General features: G+C 39.9%; 17 protein-coding genes and 1 riboswitch. Of the genes, 8 read left to right on the forward strand and 9 right to left on the reverse strand.

Annotation, left to right across the window (positions count from 1 at the left end; translation table 11 throughout):
* The first annotated feature begins 10 nt into the window (after positions 1 to 10).
* From SFC47_RS08255 to SFC47_RS08265, 3 genes are read left to right on the forward strand one after another with little or no spacing between them, the layout of a single operon-like run.
* The gene (locus SFC47_RS08255; protein WP_411253795.1) at positions 11 to 1249 is read left to right on the forward strand and encodes an efflux RND transporter periplasmic adaptor subunit; all 1239 of its coding nucleotides are present in this window, start codon (positions 11 to 13) and stop codon (positions 1247 to 1249) included.
* Positions 1249 to 1977, forward strand: a complete 729-nt coding sequence (locus SFC47_RS08260) for an ABC transporter ATP-binding protein (protein WP_411253797.1) — start codon at positions 1249 to 1251, stop codon at positions 1975 to 1977. The genes SFC47_RS08255 and SFC47_RS08260 overlap by 1 nt, the downstream gene beginning before the upstream one ends.
* Positions 1934 to 3097, forward strand: a complete 1164-nt coding sequence (locus SFC47_RS08265; RefSeq protein WP_411253798.1) for an ABC transporter permease — start codon at positions 1934 to 1936, stop codon at positions 3095 to 3097. Before SFC47_RS08260 ends, SFC47_RS08265 begins: the two co-directional genes overlap by 44 nt.
* A 142-nt stretch (positions 3098 to 3239) precedes the next feature.
* Here SFC47_RS08265 and SFC47_RS08270 read toward each other — a convergent pair whose 3' ends face one another.
* From SFC47_RS08270 to SFC47_RS08280, 3 genes are all read right to left on the reverse strand, one after another.
* Positions 3240 to 3521, reverse strand: coding sequence for a DUF3221 domain-containing protein (locus tag SFC47_RS08270; RefSeq protein WP_411253799.1), 282 nt, complete (start codon positions 3519 to 3521; stop codon positions 3240 to 3242).
* A 30-nt stretch (positions 3522 to 3551) separates the two neighbouring features.
* A complete protein-coding gene (locus SFC47_RS08275) occupies positions 3552 to 4001 on the reverse strand; it encodes a DUF6376 family protein (protein ID WP_411253801.1) in 450 nt (149 codons plus the stop codon).
* Positions 4002 to 4113: 112 nt separating this feature from the next.
* Positions 4114 to 4557, reverse strand: a complete 444-nt coding sequence (locus SFC47_RS08280) for a helix-turn-helix domain-containing protein (protein WP_411253802.1) — start codon at positions 4555 to 4557, stop codon at positions 4114 to 4116.
* A 191-nt stretch (positions 4558 to 4748) separates the two neighbouring features.
* On the opposite strand from SFC47_RS08280, the gene SFC47_RS08285 reads away from it, so the two are divergent.
* Together SFC47_RS08285 and SFC47_RS08290 are read left to right on the forward strand one after the other, a co-directional pair.
* Complete coding sequence (locus SFC47_RS08285) at positions 4749 to 5360, forward strand: transposase (protein WP_411253804.1); 612 nt, start codon at positions 4749 to 4751, stop codon at positions 5358 to 5360.
* Positions 5345 to 6832, forward strand: coding sequence for a YifB family Mg chelatase-like AAA ATPase (locus SFC47_RS08290; protein ID WP_411253806.1), 1488 nt, complete (start codon positions 5345 to 5347; stop codon positions 6830 to 6832). The genes SFC47_RS08285 and SFC47_RS08290 overlap by 16 nt, the downstream gene beginning before the upstream one ends.
* 130 nt (positions 6833 to 6962) lie before the next feature.
* Here SFC47_RS08290 and SFC47_RS08295 read toward each other — a convergent pair whose 3' ends face one another.
* From SFC47_RS08295 to SFC47_RS08320, 6 genes are all read right to left on the reverse strand, one after another.
* Complete coding sequence (locus SFC47_RS08295) at positions 6963 to 8570, reverse strand: aminotransferase class V-fold PLP-dependent enzyme (RefSeq protein ID WP_411253807.1); 1608 nt, start codon at positions 8568 to 8570, stop codon at positions 6963 to 6965.
* The gene (locus tag SFC47_RS08300) at positions 8563 to 9129 is read right to left on the reverse strand and encodes a glycerol-3-phosphate acyltransferase (protein WP_411253809.1); all 567 of its coding nucleotides are present in this window, start codon (positions 9127 to 9129) and stop codon (positions 8563 to 8565) included. The genes SFC47_RS08295 and SFC47_RS08300 overlap by 8 nt, the downstream gene beginning before the upstream one ends.
* Before the next feature lie 200 nt (positions 9130 to 9329).
* A complete protein-coding gene (locus SFC47_RS08305; RefSeq protein ID WP_411253811.1) occupies positions 9330 to 9551 on the reverse strand; it encodes a hypothetical protein in 222 nt (73 codons plus the stop codon).
* A gap of 200 nt (positions 9552 to 9751) precedes the next feature.
* Positions 9752 to 11140: a S1C family serine protease gene (locus tag SFC47_RS08310; protein WP_411253813.1), complete on the reverse strand. Its 1389-nt coding sequence runs from the start codon at positions 11138 to 11140 to the stop codon at positions 9752 to 9754.
* 234 nt (positions 11141 to 11374) lie between these two features.
* Complete coding sequence (gene zupT, locus SFC47_RS08315; RefSeq protein ID WP_411253814.1) at positions 11375 to 12187, reverse strand: zinc transporter ZupT; 813 nt, start codon at positions 12185 to 12187, stop codon at positions 11375 to 11377.
* A gap of 213 nt (positions 12188 to 12400) precedes the next feature.
* Complete coding sequence (locus tag SFC47_RS08320; protein WP_411253815.1) at positions 12401 to 12760, reverse strand: hypothetical protein; 360 nt, start codon at positions 12758 to 12760, stop codon at positions 12401 to 12403.
* Positions 12761 to 13180: 420 nt separating this feature from the next.
* On the opposite strand from SFC47_RS08320, the gene SFC47_RS08325 reads away from it, so the two are divergent.
* The 3 genes from SFC47_RS08325 (at position 13181) to SFC47_RS08335 (ending at position 15486) form a co-directional block, all read left to right on the forward strand.
* Positions 13181 to 13837: a 5-bromo-4-chloroindolyl phosphate hydrolysis family protein gene (locus SFC47_RS08325; RefSeq protein ID WP_411253816.1), complete on the forward strand. Its 657-nt coding sequence runs from the start codon at positions 13181 to 13183 to the stop codon at positions 13835 to 13837.
* Positions 13834 to 15018: a toxic anion resistance protein gene (locus SFC47_RS08330; protein ID WP_411253817.1), complete on the forward strand. Its 1185-nt coding sequence runs from the start codon at positions 13834 to 13836 to the stop codon at positions 15016 to 15018. The genes SFC47_RS08325 and SFC47_RS08330 overlap by 4 nt, the downstream gene beginning before the upstream one ends.
* A 166-nt stretch (positions 15019 to 15184) precedes the next feature.
* Positions 15185 to 15269, forward strand: a riboswitch (cyclic di-GMP riboswitch).
* A 46-nt stretch (positions 15270 to 15315) separates the two neighbouring features.
* A complete protein-coding gene (locus SFC47_RS08335; protein WP_411253818.1) occupies positions 15316 to 15486 on the forward strand; it encodes a hypothetical protein in 171 nt (56 codons plus the stop codon).
* The last annotated feature ends 67 nt before the right edge of the window (positions 15487 to 15553 follow it).

A 15553-nucleotide genomic window follows, 5' to 3' on the forward strand; every position in this document is an offset into this window, starting at 1 on the left:
GAAGATAAATTTGAAAAAGTGGATTATTATTTCGGTCATTATTGTTGTAATAGGTTTCGCTGGTGCCTGGTTTTTATTAGGTAAATCAGATCAAACTCAAAGTGTTGAGGCAGCAGCACAAACAACATCCGTACAAAAAGGAAAATTAGAGGTAGCCGTTAGTGGTTCGGGTTCAGTTACAGCCATTACAGATCAAGATGTAACAGCAGCCAATACCATTCTTGTTGTAAAAAGTGTTAGTGTAGCAGCTGGAGATACAGTAGATAAAGGTGACACGCTTGTAACTTTTAAAAATGGTGATGTTGTGACAGCAGCTTACGATGGAGAAATCACATCCGTTAGTGTGCAAAGCGGCAGTGGTGCTTCACAAGGAACAATCCTGCTTCGTATGGAAGATGAAGATGAAGTTGTATTACCTGTAACAAGAGGAGACAGTAGTGCAAGTTCAGATGGGGCAAGCGGTGGAAGCGGCTTAACAGCGGATACTGTCAGCGTGAAAGAAGGAGATGCTGTAGAAGCAGGTGCAACACTTGTAACCTTTACAGATGGAAGCATCTTACAAGCTCCAGTTGCAGGGACAATTACAAGTCTTTCTGTTGTAAGCGGTGATTCTGTACAAAGTTCAGCGACAGTTGCGCACATAACAAATTACAGCACATTGCAAACAACCATTAGTGTTGATGAATTAGATGTTACAAAAGTAAAAGAAGGACAAGCAGTAAAAATTACAGCAAGTGCCTTTGAAGATGAAACATTCGAAGGGACTGTAACGAAAGTAGCAACGTCAGGTACATCAACAAATGGAGTTTCTACATTTGACGTAACCGTTCAAATTACAGATCCAAAGAACTTGAAAATGGGTATGTCAACAGAAGCAAGTATTTCAATTGAGAGTAAAGAGAATGCCCTATACGTTCCGGTAGAAGCAGTGTATACAAGTGGAGATGAAAAATATGTACTCGTTCCTGCATCTTCAGATGATTCAACACAATCAACAAGCAAAATAACAGTAGAAACGGGGATTTCAAATGATACGTTTGTAGAAATTACAAGTGGGCTGAGAGAAGGAGATTCTGTTCAAATACCGAGAGTCCAATCTAGTGGTAATTCTTCTAGAGGAGGTCTGATGATGCCAGGCGGGGACTTTCAAGGCGGCGGCTTCCCAGGCGGTAACACTGGAGGAAGAAATGGAGGCGCAGCTCCATCAAGTGACAGAGCTCCATCAGGCGGCGGACAAGGAGGAAACTGATGACTATACTCGAGCCGATTATTCAAATTAAAAACATGAAGAAAATGTATGAACTTGGCGGCGAAACGGTAATGGCTCTTCAAGATATATCTCTGGATATTCAAAAGGGTGATTTTATCTCTATCATAGGTCCATCAGGTTCCGGAAAATCAACATTTATGAACATGATTGGATGCTTGGATCGACCTGATTCAGGTGAATACATGTTAGATCATGAAGAAGTAGGGAAAATGAAGAGCTCCCAGCTTGCGGCCATTCGAAATGAAAAAATAGGGTTTATTTTTCAAAACTTTAATCTTATACCAAAGCTAACAGCGGTGGAAAATGTAGAGCTTCCTCTCATTTATCGCGGAATGAAGCGTGCGGAACGAAGAGAAATTGCTTTAGAGGCGTTAGTAAAAGTAGGATTGACAGATAGAGCTCAACATTTACCCGCTCAATTATCAGGGGGCCAGCAGCAACGTGTCGCCATTGCGCGCGCGCTGGCTGGACAGCCTCCTATTTTATTAGCAGATGAACCAACTGGTGCACTAGATAGTAAAACTAGTAAGGAAATCTTGGAGACGATGAGTTCGTTAAATGAGCAGGGACATACGATTATTCTCATTACACATGATTTAGAAGTAGCAAAACGAGCAAATCGTGTCGTTCGTATACACGACGGTCAATTATATGAGGATGGAGGTGAATGGTTTGCAGACAATCAGAATGGCACTGAAAAGCATTAAAGGAAACAAAGTAAGAGCATTCCTGACGATGCTGGGTATTATTATCGGTGTTTCCTCTGTTATTGTCATGGTTGCGATCGGACAAGGATCAACGAAAGAAGTGCAAGATCAAATTGGCAGCCTGGGTACAAACGTATTAACCGTAAGTGTAACGGGTGCAGATGTTAGTTTTAAAAAAGAGGATGCCAATCAAATTCAGGATGTTTATGGCGTAGAGGCAATTGCTCCAACTATTTCTGGAAGAGTAACTGTGAAAAATGGACAATCGAATGCACAGGTGTCAATGACCGGAACCACTTCTTCATACTTAGATGTTCGTGATTTGCAGCTGCAATCAGGGCGTTTCATCGCTGACTTGGATAATGAAAACCATTCAAAAATAGCAGTACTTGGCTCAGACACAGCACAAACATTATTTGGCTTAGGTGATCCGGTTGGAGAATCTGTTCAGGTGAATGGAACGTCTTATAAAGTTGTCGGGGTTCTTGAATCGGTGGGAAGTTCATTAGGAACAAGCGGAGACAGTACCATTATTGTACCCCTTAGCACGGGACAACGCTTAGCCTCTACAACAGAAATTGCGTCAGTCTATGTAAAGGTAGAAAATGAAGATATGATTAATTTTACATCACGTCGTATCGAACAAACCATGTATACAATTATTGGGGATGCTGATAGTTATAGTGTATCCAGTCAAGAAGATTTAATGGAAACAGCAACATCCGTTAATGAAACCATGACAATCATGTTAGGCGGAAGTGCTGCTATTTCTCTTATCGTTGGCGGAATCGGTATTATGAACATAATGCTTGTATCCGTTTCAGAACGTACCAAAGAAATTGGTATCAGAAAAGCAATCGGAGCAAAACGGGGAAATATTCTTCTTCAATTTCTCATTGAATCAATGGTTTTAAGCTCATTAGGCGGAATAATAGGGGTTGGAATTGGAGTAATAAGTGCTCAAATATTTACTTTAGCAACAGGAACAGTCATTGCGTATTCTGTACCTGTCATGCTGTTATCATTTGTATTCTCTTTATTTATTGGAGTTGTATTTGGTGTATTTCCAGCGAATAAAGCGTCTAAGCTTGATCCCATACAAGCGCTTCGATATGAGTAGGAAGAAACAAAGCGGCTCTGTGCTAAAGAGCGCTTTGTTTTAGTTACTAGTCCAATAAGGCAGCTAATCAGTGTTTGATTGAAGCATGGCAAATAAATAGTTAAATAGAAAAAAACAGGCTCGATTTTGTCAGCCTGTTTTCCTATTTAATAACCTCAATATTCAAAGCGTTTCCCTGTAAGGGATAGGACTCTCGAATTTTTCCATCTGTCCAGACTGTAACCCTTTGACCTTTTTCGAAGTCTTGGCCATCTGTTCCATCGGGTAAAGAGAGCCAGATTAGTCCCAATTTCTCATCTTCTACTAAAATACTGCTGTTTTCAATCTCGATAATTGTACCTTTAATATCGTACTCACCTTTAACATTGCAGCCTGTTAGTAAGATGAAAAATAAATTAAACGAAAAGATAAGGTGTTTTTTCATGCAGCTCTTCCTCCTTTATATGGAGACGAACTATTCGCCGCTAAGCTGCTGTATTTGATCAATAATGCTGGTGATATCTTGAACGGACTGAAACAGCTCGGTATTTTCAAGTATTGCGGGATCAAGGAGCCCATCCTTGAAATTGTTTAAAAATGTTTCAATTTCAGTGACAATGATACTGTTTTGTTCAATAATTTGCTGATGAAGCTCAGCTGCAATATCCGGTGCTTCTATTTCACTAAAGGTTTGAACGGTTTCCTGCATTTGCTCAAGCATAGTCTTTAGATCCTCAGCAGCCTGAAGGTCACCAACCGCTTGCTGCGCAAGAGCAGGGGCATCACTAGCAAAATCAGTCGCCGCCGACAAGTAATCAGTTGCTTCATTAATATAAGATATCGTATCCTGTGCGTCATTAAGGAAAGAACATCCTCCAAGAAAAAATAACATACTGGCAGATAGTACAATTAATAATTTTTTCAAAACAATACCTCCTTTTACTTTTGGTGGCACTTTTGGTGCCTGTCACCGCTCGTGGACAAATGAACCTATTTGTCCGTGTGGAGTGGACAGTTGAATTCTAGACGGAATTTATTTAAGGTAATATGTCATATTTAATACATACGTTCAGAATGGAGGCTGTTGGTTTATTTTTAATGGTATTTTTATTCTTTTTAAGTTGACGTTTTGGAAGTTTATTTTTGAAGTTATATGAAACTTTCTTTTGTAGAACTAAGTTCCTTTGTGTGTCTCTTCGTTTTGTTAATTTAATGTTACCACGAGGATATTCTGAAATTCTACTAAAATAATCTATATTTTCCTTTTCAATCTCTGTATATAAATCGGCAAATTTCATTCCAAAAATCTTAGCGAGATAATAAAAGATTCCAATTTCTATATCGGGGTATTTCTCTTCTTCTAGCGCCCGAAGAAATTTGACCTCTATGTCAATACGTTCAGCAACATCCTCAATTGAAAGCTGCCTTTCCATTCTTAATCTGCGTATCACTTTGCCATGTTCTAATTTTCCTAAATACATTCTTAACTCACCTTCCTAACTTAATTATACAGATAACTTCCATTAAAGTGTAATGAATGAGAATTCTCAGTCTAAGGAAGGAGGATTTTGGAAGGTGGTGTCGAATGGTATAGTTTAATGTAATTTGTTTCCCCGCTTTTCAACTCATCAATTTTTCACCAATCAAAATCCAACGAAATGGAGTGACCACAATGGGCAGAAAACGACGTGCTTGGTACCAAGGTGCAAAGTACCATATTACAAACAGAGGGAATAGGAAATCTACGCTTTTTTATGATGACGATGATCGAATAAAGTATCTTAGCTTTTTAAAAGAGACAATGGATCGCTTTCCTTTTACACTGCATGCCTACTGTTTAATGACCAACCATACACACCTCCAGATTCAAACTTCAGACACTTCTCCTACCATTCTTATGAGTCACCTCAATACAAAATACGCCAAATACTTCAATAAAAAATACGATTACAGCGGACATGTCTTTGAAAAACGATATGGGGCTGAATTGCTGGATTCCCTTGATTACGAATTCGATGTGAGCAAATATATTCATCTCAATCCACTAAAAGCTGGAATAGCAGATGAGTTAGAGGACTATCCATGGAGCAGTTACAACGTTTATGTGAATGGTGAAACAAGCCATCTAGTTGATACAAAGCATCTGCTTTCCTATTTTCCTTCCCCTGCATCCAAGCATTATGAGGAATACGTAAAATCACCCCTAGCTGATTTATTTTTACTCGACACTGGTAAAGTTTTAATGATTTCTAGAAAAGAGGAAAATCCATGTGTGCAAAAGTAACGAGTATTGGATTAAAGGGGATGGAGGGGTATCGGTTGCATGTTGAAGTGAGGACATTTATAGGAAATGATTCTATTCGAATTGTTGGTCTTCCAGATGCTGCGGTAAAAGAATCGAAGGAACGTATTCTTTCTGCACTTCGGTCACTAGGATATACCGTGAATGGGCAAAAAATAATCATTAATCTTTCACCGTCTGAACAAAAGAAAAGTGGTCCAATGTTCGATCTTCCTATGGCGATAGGTGTTCTATTAAGTCTAAATGAACTGGACATATCGATACCGGAAAACCATGGGTTCCTAGGTGCACTTTCATTAGACGGGGGTATTGTGCCAGTTGAAGGTATGCTCCCTGCTGTTTTGGCTGCGAAAAAATTAGGTATAAAAAGGCTTTACTTACCATATGACTCAAAGCTCCCAGTCCTCCACTTTGAAAGTCTAGAAATCTTCTACATATCTACATTAAACGAAGTGATAGAAAACTTAGAAGGAAGGAGGAAATCACTTTTTACTCCAAAAGCAGTTGAGGTTGATATACATCATAGTGAAAGCTTTATAGATTTCAATCAAATTATTGGACACCAAGGAATAAAAAGAGCATTAGAAGTGGCAGCAGCAGGGGGACACCATGTCCTTATGACAGGACCGCCTGGGTGTGGTAAGAGTATGCTGGCAGAGAGCTTCCCATCCATTTTGCCTCCATTGTCAAAGGAGGCGCAATTAGAAATGATTGCGCTGCATCAATTAAGCGGGACTAGTTATCCAAATGCAAATAATCCTCCATTCCGAAATCCCCATCATTCAGCTTCAGGCATCTCCATAATCGGTGGAGGGACTTATCCTAAGCCAGGAGAGATTTCCTTAGCCCACCGAGGTGTATTATTCCTTGATGAGATTGCTGAATTTCCGAAAAAAACACTAGATATGCTCCGGCAGCCATTTGAAAATGGCAAAATTACAATTAGTCGTACACATGCAACACTTACTTATCCAGCATCCTTTATCTTAATTGCTGCCATGAATCCATGTCCCTGTGGTTATGCAGGTTCTAATACACATTATTGCACCTGTACGCCAAGGCAGACTCAAACATACACCAATAGAATATCTGGTCCCCTCCGTGACAGATTTGATATCCAACTTAAAATTCAGCCTGTAAATTTAGAAATTGAAATTAAAAAAAGAGAGAAATCTTCAATATCCATTCAGCAAAGAGTGGAAACTGCCCGGACCAGGCAATATGAGCGGTATGGAAAAGAACTATGCAACAGCAGAGCCAGCTACGACATACTGCAAAAAACTACTCCACTTAACCGTGAACAACAACACTTAATCCACCAACTTGCATCCAAGAAAAACTGGAGCAATCGTACCCAAATAAAAATCATCCGACTAGCTCGAAGTATATCCGACCTAGAGGGAGAAACGGATATTACAAATGAAAGCATTCAGGAAGCCTTAACTCTCCGATGATAAAAATGGCGGAACAATGATGAAAAATTTTTGGTGACAGGCACCACCCGTGGACACTGTCCACCCCAGGCGGACATCAAATAAAAAGTCACTGCCAGTAATTCTTCTGGCAGTGACTCAATCTGTTATTCTATTGACCATTCACCAATGTTTGTTGAATTGCATTTTGCTCATAGGTTATGACTCTATTTAACAGGTGAGCCATTTTTTCCAAATCTGAGGATGCGTAGTCGTCAATACAGGCAATCTGGATCCAGTTTCTTTGCTGCAGGTAGTCGCTTTCGTAGTGCAGCTGGTACCCATGGTTGTACAATATATCCCCAATCACAACGGAAGAAATTGAACTTGGGACCTCAATCGTGAGAATAATAGGTGAACTGTTCTCCTCGCTAATTATGGTAAAGCCAAATTGTTTAAGAAGATTGTGTAACAAAGCGTGTGTTTGCACTACTTTTTCAAAGGTTTCACTAGTAATATCTTCTAGAGCTGCAAGTAGAGCCTCTAAAAGGTTTGATGACTGTGAAAAAGGGATGCTGTCCTTTGACATATAGGTTCCTAGATCAAGGTATTTCGGAAGTGTTAATGACGGCTGCACCACGTGGTGATGGAAAACGAACGAAAGTCCGGTTAATGCACGGATCGCTTTACCACTGACACCTGTTGCCAAAAATACACCATCTAAATCAACCTCTATAGCCCCAAGCGAACTAATACAATCCAAGCAAAGCTTGAGTTGATGCTGTTTTGAGATCTCCTTCAACAAATCTAGGTCATTAAGCATACCAGAGGAGGTTTCGCTATGGACAGCCCAAATCCAGCTCGTTTTTTCCGATAATTTAGCCGTAATCTCATCATGTGTGAAGGCCTGTCCCCAATCCTTTTGAAGAACATCAAACTGCAGTCCAAATCTTTTTGCCTGTTGTACTAAACGATTGCCAAATTCCCCATTGGCCAGTATTAACCCTTGCCCGGTTTCTAAGGACAGCTGTCCTGCCACAACATCATTGGCAAGTGTTCCAGAGCCTAGAAAAATATGAACATACTTACTATTTACCAATTCACCAAGAATACTTTTTGCTTTCTCTATCTTCTCTTTATACAAATCTGACCGATGAGAAATCGGGGTTTTGCCTAATGCATCCATAACCTTACTTGAAATTTTGACTGGTCCTGGCAAAAAGGGAATGGAGGGAGGCAGGATTCTTCCTGCTATCGACTCATCGAATGTTTTCTTGGTTAAGTACATAGGCTGAAAGAGTGCTTCATCACTTCCCGTTAATTGAGCAAAGGGTTGAAATCCTAATTGACCGTAAAGCTTTAATTGACGGACGGTTCCGGAGATAAAAGCAATATCATAACCCTTTTTTATGCAATATTTAATTAGAAACTGCGCGAGTCCTAAAAATACTCTGCCATTTCGGTATTCTTTTTTGACCGATAATAATCTAACTTCACATGGTGAGTTAACTGGAAATGACAAAGACTGCTCAACAGGACCAATTTTTCGATCTAGGGAAAATGGCCGATTCGCGCGAACCGTAGCCATCCCAATGACTTCATTGTCTTTTACACAAATGATATATGTATTTTCAGTATGGAAAGCATCCACTAATTTTTGTTCCTCATTTTTTTGATGCTGTGGAATTTCCTCTGAAAAGGTTTGATAATTTAAGTGATGGATTTGTTCGAATTCATCAGGGGTGGTGGCAATTTTGAAAAAGAAATCGTGCTTACTCATTAGGTTTCAGCCTTTCCTTGAGATTTTCTGCATGTGCTGCGTAAAGCATCGCGATAATACCTAATGCTATGAGGCAACTGAGCCAATCATTATTTTTTATAAAAAGTACCACTGGGATAAAAAGAAAGGTCGCTAATCCGGCTAAAGTAAAGCTTTTCATAAAAGGATAGAGGACGCAAAAACCCAGGATAATTACTGGAACAAGTAATGGTTCAAAGGTAATGATCCCGCCAATGAAGGTGGAAATCCCTTTTCCTCCTTTAAATTTCAGGGTGACCGGCTTAATATGGCCCAATATGGCCAGGGCAAGCCCTAGGAGTTGAATAGATTCAGAGAATTGCAAGTAACGGGCAGCTAAGATCACAAAGACCCCTTTAAGTGCATCTCCAAGAAAGATTAGTACAAAAGCCGTTTTGCCATGAAGGCGGCCGGCATTTCTTGCACCGACATTACCGCTTCCTTGAACACGAATATCTTCACGATAAATGATTTTCGAGACAAGAAAGCCAAACATAATACTGCCGATAAAATAAGAAATAATAAAATATAACCAAATCATTCGAAACACAACCTTTGTGGGTTCTGGCTATACAAGGAAAAAATGCATTTATTCCCATTATAATATGATTCTTGTATTATTCACATAGACTTTGTGAAAACAACCCTCAAAAAAGAGAAGAATAAGGCGTACATAAGCGATAAGAGTGATTACGGCCAAATCTTAAATTAAAAACATCCTCACCCGAGGATGTTTTTCTATTAATCACCGCCGCCGCCGCCGGAATCTGCGCCTCCAGAATCACTGTCAGAGCTGTAGGAATGATCACTGCTATAGTTGTTATCATAATCATAATGGTGGCTTTTGCTGTTACTTCGGTTAGGGAAAATTAAAAATGCTAATATAATAGATAAAACCCCGAAAAATACTTGCTCAGTAAAAATCAAATAAACCCCTAAGATAAAAATGAGGAAACCAACCAACCGTAAAATCCCTCTCAGAAGTCATTCCTCCTCCTAAAGTTAACGTTTATTAATAGATATTAGCTCCTATTACTTTTTATACGTTGAATCCAGAATTGTAACCAAAATAAAACACCAAGGGAATCCCTTGGTGCCTGTCACCATTTATTCATTTTCCTTCATTTATACATCCATTTATACATTCATAATACAGCAGGATTCTAGTTATTATTTTCTTCGTCGTTTTTCTGTTGTTTCTTTTGCTGTTCTTGGAGGGCGAGGATGATGTCTTGGACGTCAATTTTGCCATCGTTATTTAGGTCTGGAATGGTGTTTTCCGGGACCTGCGGCGGTGGTGCTGCTGGCGGAATCTGTGGTGCTGCAGCGGCAGCTGCAGTTCTATTTTTCGGTTTAAAAGCAAAGGTGAATACTAGTAGCAGAATAATGAGTAAGGCAGCCACGCCATCTACGATGTAGAAGATTGTCTTATAATCCGACCATAGGGTTTTACTGTCACCAGCACGCTGTTCTGAATTTGTGATAAACTTTTTGATTTCGGAATGGTTCGGATAAAGTCTTTGGACGGCTTCGAACTTTTCTAAGGCATTATCATAATAGCCGCCCCAGTATAGCTCCAGCCCTTCCTTATAAAGTTTATCTGTGTTGCTTGAACTATTTTTCGCCCCGGCCTGATTTGTAAATTCTTTCACGGTATTCACCGGAACAGAGAAGTTGAAGCCTTGAACTTCTTGGCCGTTTACGGTATCACCTCTAAAGGTGAGCAGTCCAATGATTTCACCTTTTTCATTAATAACTGGTCCGCCGCTGTTACCATGTGTAGCCGCTGCATTAATTTGAATAACAGGGCTTCCTTGCTCTGTTTTCTTATCCGTAGCAGAGATTTGGCCGGCATTCATGGAGGATACAAGAGAGGAATCAGGTGACAGCAAATCAGAATCGGCTGCAGCCGGGTAGCCGCTTACCCAAATGTTATCCTGGTTTTGAATATTATCAGAATTCCCCAGCTTTAAGGTAGGGAGGTTTTTCCCCTCAATCTTTAATACCGCTACATCTTTACCCTCATTGACAGGGGCGCCATAGCTTTTTACTTCACCATCAAGAGTGTCTCCGCCTGGTAAAATGACTTTAATAACTTTCTGAATCGCGGTATATTGCGTATAAGTCAGCATATAATCATACGTCGTTTCGTAGTCTATCTGAAAATAATCGGCAATAATCGAAACAAGCTGATCAAACGCAGCATTGGCAATATCTTGATCTTCCATCTGTGCAGCTTCCACTACATGGGCATTTGTAACAATGTATCCATCAGAGCTGATAATTGCCCCAGAACCAGAGCCCCCTACAACAGACTGGTAGTTTAATTGACTTAAGATGGCCTCAACCTCTGGATCATTTGGATTATTGAATTGCCATTGGACGACAGAGTAGCCAAGAATCCGAACAACCGCAGGCTTCGTGTATTCCGCTAGCTTTTGAGCCTGAGAAATATTCGAAGAACTTGGCTTAATACCCATCAGAACAAAAGAAGTAACGATCACGCCAATAAGTATCAAACAAAGCGGAATTGTAAAAAGGGCCCTTTTCATCAATAAATTCACCCTCTTCCATAAATTTTGGAAATTTCCATCTAATATATGCCCCAAACTTAACCTTGAAACTTTGTACCTTAAAATAAAGAAGCTTGGTGCCTGTCACCAAGGTGACTCCTCAAAGGAGTTCACCACTCCTGGTCATTTTCCACCCCAGGCGGACACTTTCGATAAGTTGACAAAAAAACCAGCAGTCTGCTGGTTTTTTAAGATATAAATATTAAATGTATTTCAGATGAATAGTAAAAGGCTAAGTGCCATGACGGCCATACCGGCAATGAGGCCATAGATTGCTAGATGGGATTCATCGTATCTTTTTGCAGCAGGTAGTAATTCATCGAGTGAGATGAACACCATGATCCCCGCAACAGCTGCAAAGATGACTCCGAACATGATATCGTTCAAGAAAGGCATTAAGAATAAATAGGCCACTAGCGCCCCAATCGGCTCCGACAAGCCGGACAAAAATGAAAGTTTAAAAGCCTTTTTCTTATCACCTGTCGCAAAATATACAGGTACGGAAACGGCAATGCCCTCAGGGATGTTGTGGATGGCGATTGCTACAGCAATTGCGATCCCGAGAGCAGGGTCTTGTAATGCTGAAGTAAAGGTAGCAATTCCTTCAGGAAAGTTATGGATACCAATGGCTAGAGCTGTAAATGTTCCCATTTTTAATAAGTCAGGCTTTTTACCGTCATTTAGGGTTGGCTGATTCATATCTTCTACTGTTTTCAATTCATGCGGGTTAGATTGCTTTGGAATGAATTTATCAATGGCAGCAATCAAAAGCATACCCCCGAAAAACCCGCCCACGGTTAACCAGTTCCCCGGAACAACTCCCATGGCATCCACAAGTGCTACCTTTGCTTTTACAAAAATCTCTACCATGGATACATAAATCATGACCCCGGCAGAAAATCCAAGGGTAACAGATAGAAATTTCGTATTTGTACGTGAGGTGAAAAATGCAAGCAGACTTCCTATACCTGTAGCAAGGCCGGCAAATAAGGTCAGCCCAAACGCTAATAGCAGATTTTCCGTCATAGTCTCTTCTCCCTTTATTTTTTATGTTTTTGTATTTGAATTTGAATGTTTTGAATAGTATTATATATGCACGTATACAGAAATGTTTCCTTTGAGAAACATTTTACACCTGCTGAAACAAAAAAACATTAAAAATAATTAAATAATATAAAAAAAAACGTGAGGTCCAGGTTATTTTACCTATCGACCACACGTTTTGTCTTTTATATAAGATTAATATCCTTGGCCAAAACCGCCGCCATAGCCACCCATTCCAGGACCATAACCCGGTCCATACATGCCATAACCCGGACCATACCCAGGGTATCCTCCAGGATATCCGTATCCACCACCGTATCCTGGACCATATCCACCATATCCATAACCCGGACCATAACCCCCGCCAAGAGTTGAACCTAAATAACCTAACCCAAGGCCAAGCAGTCCTGCACCTACATTACCTAAATTAAATCCGCCGCCATGATGTCCACCGCCATGATGCCCGCCGCCATGGTGTCCACCGCCATGTTGGCCTCCTTGTTGTCCAAATCGATAATCGAAGGGCATTCCGAATGATTGATACATTTGATTCATCGCACTCCTCTATCTATTAATTTTGAAATATTTTCATGTCTTACCTTCATATCCTATGTATATCTGGGTTTTCCTCTTGGACTAAAGCCCAAGTAACACATGAAACAGCGGAAAGAGGAGGAGCACTTTCCAGAATGAATTGTGGCAGTGTCCATCTCAGGTGGACAGTGTCCACGAGCGGTGCCTGTCACCGTATCTGTGTCAACTTAACATGTGCCACCGTATCCAAGTACCCCCGAAAATACGTCTTAAGTCTTAGTCATGTTTACGTTTGTGGTCTATGGAAAGCAGGATTTTTATGGTGTATTGTTGAAGTAATGAAGGAAGTCTTTCCTTTTTTTGTTATTTGGTTTCGGTTGAAACATTATGGTAGTTCATTCGTATGAATATAAAGGATTTTTTAGTCAGGAGTCGATTAAGATGAACCGATTTGTAACGTTTTTAGTCCAAAGTATAGTGACGGTTCCAACTGCCGTCATGGCATGGTTTTTAAGCTATTTTGCATTCGATTTAACCTTTTTGATTTCAAGTGCCATTTCGGTAGCAGGCGGAGTCATTGTTTACAATATTACATCAGGTGTCATGACGTCCCGCTTTTTAAAAAAGCAACAGCTTACTCGAAAAGAATATCGTTATATAAAGAAAAACTTAGATGAAGCCAAACATAAAATTAATCGTCTAAATAAGTCTCTATTTTCCATTCGCGATCTTTCTACCTTAAAGCAGCGACTTGAAGTTCTCCGGGTTACCCGAAAAATACAAAGCATGACACAAGCAGAACCTAAGCGCTTTTATAAAGCCGAAAAGTTTTATTTTTCGCATTTAGATTCCGTTGTTGAGCTCACCGAAAAATATCGGTTTTTAGCACAGCAGCCTAAGAAAAGCCGTGAGATTGATGTTTCTTTATACGAGACGCGCCAAACCCTAACCGACCTTACAAAGGCGTTAGAAGAAGATCTCTATCATGTAGTGGAAGATGATTTAGATTCCTTGAATTTTGAAATTGATGTTGCTAAGCATTCCATAAAGAAACTCAATGACCCTAAAATCATAGATGAAAGCAGGAGGCCGAAATGAGCGAAAATAACTCACACGAATTAAAGAAAACTGGAAATTTATTAGATGATATTCTGGCTAATCCGTTTGGAGAAAATCAGGAACTTGCTCCACAGGCACAGCCATCACCGCAGCTTCAAGAAGCAAAGCCGGTAAAGCTGATTGATGTGATACCTGAGGAAAACCGTGCAAAAGCCTACCAGCTTGCAGAACAAATCGACCCAAAAAATCACCAGGCGATGATTACGTATGGCACGCAAGCACAGGGGAAGCTTTTGAGTTTTTCACATACCATGCTTGAGCATGTACAGAAAAAGGACATCGGTGAGGTTGGCGAAATTATCAGTGATTTGATGAAGCGCCTTGATGAGGTCAACCCGGATGAACTAAAGGATGGTAAGCCATCCTTTTTTGGGCGTATGTTTGGGAAAATCTCTAATTCTCTTCAAGAGGTTCTGTCCAAATATCAAAAGACAGGTGCACAGATTGACCGGATTAGTGTAAAACTAGACCGGAGCAAGAACGTGCTGTTATCAGATATTAAATTACTCGAACAACTTTATGAAACAAATAAAGAATATTTCCATGCATTAAATGTGTATATTGCAGCAGGTGAGATTAAGCTTGAGGAACTTCATCAAAAAATCATTCCAGAAATGAAAAGGGCCGCTGAGGCTACGAACGATCAAATGAAGTCCCAAGAAGTAAACGATATGATTCAGTTTGCAGACCGTTTGGACAAACGTTTATACGATCTAAAATTGAGCAGAGAAATTACCATCCAGAGTGCTCCGCAAATCCGCCTGATTCAGAACACGAACCAAGCACTTGTGGAAAAAATTCAATCTTCGATCATGACGGCTATACCGCTTTGGAAAAACCAAGTAGCGATTGCATTAACCCTTATCCGCCAGCGTCATGCAGTTGAAGCTCAGAAAAAGGTTTCACAAACTACCAATGAACTGCTATTGAAAAATGCAGAAATGCTCAAGACGAACACCATTGAGACGGCTAAAGAAAATGAGCGTGGCCTTGTTGATATTGAGACTCTAAAAAAGACACAGGAAAATTTAATCACCACGCTTGAAGAAACGATGCGCATTCAAGAAGAAGGGCGTCATAAACGCAGGCTGGCTGAACAAGAACTGGCTAATATGGAAAACGACTTAAGATTAAAGCTCCTTGAAATCAAAGGAAAATAAAATAGAGTCAAGTTCCTATTGAGGAACTTGACGCTTTTTTTGTGCATCTTTTCTTTGAAAATAGGAATAGCAGCCTATTGGGAAAAAAGTAAACGTAAATAAAGCAGGACCTAAGACTCTTTTTTATAACTTGGTTGTATCATATAGTTCTATTAAACACATAAATCGTACGAAACGGCAAAACTATTGAAAAATGGTGACGCAAAACTACAGGGGCTAATGTTTTAGGACGATGCCAGCCAGTTACCGAACACGATCCTCTGCGATTTATGTCAATCAATTGAGGAGGTTTTATTTGTGTTGTTGAAAAATGTATTATTATTGGGTAAGTATTATTATCATGTATTTCAGTATCGGCATATGGAAATGATGCAAAATGATTGTTTATGCGAGGAACTTAAGTGCGAGCTTAAGGTCAAGTCATTGTATCATAATAGTAAAGCAATTGAATTAGGTGCTAGAATATAAAATAAGGCCTGGATCTCCAGGCTTTTTCATTTGGGGATAAAATGTGGATAGAATAAAGGTGAATGTG

This window comes from Neobacillus niacini (assembly GCF_046591715.1).
In the GTDB taxonomy this organism is placed as follows: Bacteria; Bacillota; Bacilli; order Bacillales; family Cytobacillaceae; genus Neobacillus; species Neobacillus niacini_L.

Excerpts from the sequence above, each read along its gene's own strand:
- SFC47_RS08260 (WP_411253797.1), top strand. The coding sequence starts at position 1,249 with ATGACTATACTCGAGCCGATTATTCAAATTAAAAACATGAAGAAAATG.
- SFC47_RS08270 (WP_411253799.1), bottom strand. The coding sequence starts at position 3,521 with ATGAAAAAACACCTTATCTTTTCGTTTAATTTATTTTTCATCTTACTA.
- SFC47_RS08280 (WP_411253802.1), bottom strand. The coding sequence starts at position 4,557 with ATGTATTTAGGAAAATTAGAACATGGCAAAGTGATACGCAGATTAAGA.
- SFC47_RS08285 (WP_411253804.1), top strand. The coding sequence starts at position 4,749 with ATGGGCAGAAAACGACGTGCTTGGTACCAAGGTGCAAAGTACCATATT.
- SFC47_RS08290 (WP_411253806.1), top strand. The coding sequence starts at position 5,345 with ATGTGTGCAAAAGTAACGAGTATTGGATTAAAGGGGATGGAGGGGTAT.
- SFC47_RS08295 (WP_411253807.1), bottom strand. The coding sequence starts at position 8,570 with ATGAGTAAGCACGATTTCTTTTTCAAAATTGCCACCACCCCTGATGAA.
- SFC47_RS08300 (WP_411253809.1), bottom strand. The coding sequence starts at position 9,129 with ATGATTTGGTTATATTTTATTATTTCTTATTTTATCGGCAGTATTATG.
- SFC47_RS08310 (WP_411253813.1), bottom strand. The coding sequence starts at position 11,140 with ATGAAAAGGGCCCTTTTTACAATTCCGCTTTGTTTGATACTTATTGGC.
- zupT (WP_411253814.1), bottom strand. The coding sequence starts at position 12,187 with ATGACGGAAAATCTGCTATTAGCGTTTGGGCTGACCTTATTTGCCGGC.
- SFC47_RS08320 (WP_411253815.1), bottom strand. The coding sequence starts at position 12,760 with ATGAATCAAATGTATCAATCATTCGGAATGCCCTTCGATTATCGATTT.
- SFC47_RS08325 (WP_411253816.1), top strand. The coding sequence starts at position 13,181 with ATGAACCGATTTGTAACGTTTTTAGTCCAAAGTATAGTGACGGTTCCA.
- SFC47_RS08330 (WP_411253817.1), top strand. The coding sequence starts at position 13,834 with ATGAGCGAAAATAACTCACACGAATTAAAGAAAACTGGAAATTTATTA.